Raw genomic sequence first — 1,314 nt, 5'->3', positions numbered from 1 at the left:
GGCTCGTAGCATCGCCATAAAGCCGGATAGATAGCTGCAAACGATCGCTAGCCGGAACAAAGCAAATGGCCTTGCAAAGCGGGGACCGTCCATAGATAGGTCCAGAGCCGGCCAGTCCTGGTCTTGCCCTTGGCCAGGACCGGCACCGTGGTGTCATCTGCGTGGATGCGCTCCGCCGCGAAGACGTGGCTCCGGATCGCATCGACCAGAGGCATCAGGGTTGCCGCGGAGGCACCTACCCTTTCCGCGAGCGTCGATGCGTCGAGGTCGATGCCTTCACGCTGATAGACATCGCTCTGACGATGAAGCGGCAGGTGCAGGCCGTACTTGGCGAATAGACATGGGCCAGCAGCTTGGACCCTGCACGCCCGCGCGCAATCGGATGCGAGGGGGCCGGCGGTTGAGTGATCGCTTCGCAGGCCCGGCAGACGAGCTTCTCGCGGACGTGCTGGATCACCTTCCACTGGCGCGGAACGAGCTCCAGCGTCTCGGTTACGTCCTCGCCAATGTTGCGCAATCGACTGTCGCCGCAGCATGGGCAGGTGGCCGGCACGGGATAGACAATGCGCTCCCGCGGCAAATGCTCCGGCAGCGGCCGGCGGGCTGGATGCGGCGCTCGAACGATGGCACCGCAATCTTCTCGGCTGCCATCTGCGCCGCGGTCTCAGCTTGAGCCGCGTTCTCCTCCAGGTCGGCGAGCTGTAGCTCGAGCTGGTCCAGCAATGCGCCTCGCTCGGAGGACTGTCCGAACTGCTCGTGCCGGAGCTTCTTGATCGTGAGCTTGAGCTTCTCGATCAGCAATGTTCCCGCCTGGGCCTCGGCTTCCGCGGCCAACCGGGCCGCTCGCTCGGCGCGCAGCATCGCGTGCAGCGTGGTCACATCGTCGGGAAGAGAATCATCGGCGCTCATCGCCGACCAGAGAATCACAAGACGCGGTCTCTGTCCGAACCGCTGATCCTGTCACCGATTCAAATCCCAGCGATCAGCCAGCCGCCTGCGGTCGCCAGGTCTGTTGCGGCATCCGCCAGTCGATGCCCTCCAAGCCAAGCTGGGCTGGGGTGATTGTCACCACGCCATCAGCCGACGTCGGTGATCAGCTTCCAATCGATCTTCTTTCTGTTTTTCGGCGTCCCGCGCTCTTCGGCATGGATCACCGTCAGGGTCAGAGCGGGATAGCGCTTCTGCTTTCCGATCGGCGGCAGAATGCGAATCTTGCGATACCTGATCTCAAGAACGGCCTGGTCGGGATCGCCATTGCTGTCTCTGACTTCGATGCGATGGAGCCCTTGACGGCGACCTCGTCCATTTCGTCGG

Annotated in this window: 2 pseudogenes; both read right to left on the bottom strand. The window is 63.1% G+C overall.

What is annotated here, in order from left to right:
* Nucleotides 1-92 precede the first annotated feature (92 nt).
* A pseudogene (locus tag IVA91_RS27170) lies at nucleotides 93-861 on the bottom strand (IS66 family transposase); the annotation flags it as partial.
* Between the two features lie 215 nt (nucleotides 862-1,076).
* Nucleotides 1,077-1,314: pseudogene (locus tag IVA91_RS27165) on the bottom strand (hypothetical protein); the annotation flags it as partial.

It is taken from the genome of Bradyrhizobium sp. 153 (assembly GCF_023073835.1).
Classification (GTDB): Bacteria; Pseudomonadota; Alphaproteobacteria; order Rhizobiales; family Xanthobacteraceae; genus Bradyrhizobium.
Note: the sequence above shows the minus strand (reverse complement) of the source record. Positions and strands in the feature narration are given on the sequence as shown.